The sequence below is a fragment of the Paracoccus aestuariivivens genome (genome assembly GCF_009711225.1).
Lineage (GTDB): Bacteria > Pseudomonadota > Alphaproteobacteria > Rhodobacterales > Rhodobacteraceae > Paracoccus > Paracoccus aestuariivivens.
On sequence record NZ_WMIE01000073.1, the window covers coordinates 1 to 548 of the forward strand.

The 548-nt window shown below is 60.0% G+C and carries 1 protein-coding gene; it reads left to right on the top strand.

Annotation, left to right across the window (positions count from 1 at the left end; all coding sequences use genetic code 11):
* Nucleotides 1–187, top strand: a 187-nt coding sequence (locus GL286_RS22120; protein ID WP_155097706.1) for a helix-turn-helix domain-containing protein, incomplete at its 5' end; no start/stop codon positions are given.
* Nucleotides 188–548: the final 361 nt, after the last annotated feature.

Genomic DNA, 548 nt, shown 5'->3' on the forward strand with positions numbered 1-548 from the left:
GATCTCGGTCCCGTGCTCGCAGCAGGAGTTGGGCGAGATGGCAGGCCTATCGCGTAACAGTGCTGGACCGGCGCTGAGAAGCCTGGAACGGGCAGCGCTGATCTCGCGCGAGGTCTACGGCCAGATCGCCTTCAATCCAGTGCAGCTTGCCCAAGCGAGCGAGAGAGAGCTGAATAGTGGCGGATGAGCCGGCAGGTTTGCTTTATTCGAATGTCGGCCAAGGGCTCAAATCAATCCTTATGCCCGACCACGCCATGACGAGGCGCAGTGCGAACGAAGCTGCCATTCGCTGCACCTGCAAAATGTGGCACCGCTGATGCATCCCGGCAATGCTATTGTGCCAAAAGCAGATTGAGGGAAGCGCAGCATTGTAACCTCGGCAAAGCTGGACCGGCGACCGTAGATATCGGCTGCGCCGAGTGGGCAATTGGATTGGCCCGTTCGAGCTAAAACTAACCCCGGATCGCAGCAGCCCCAAGAAGGATGGCGATGGCGCAGGTCCATGAGCCGACGACGCGGACCGCGATGGTCAACCAGTTCCAGCCGGT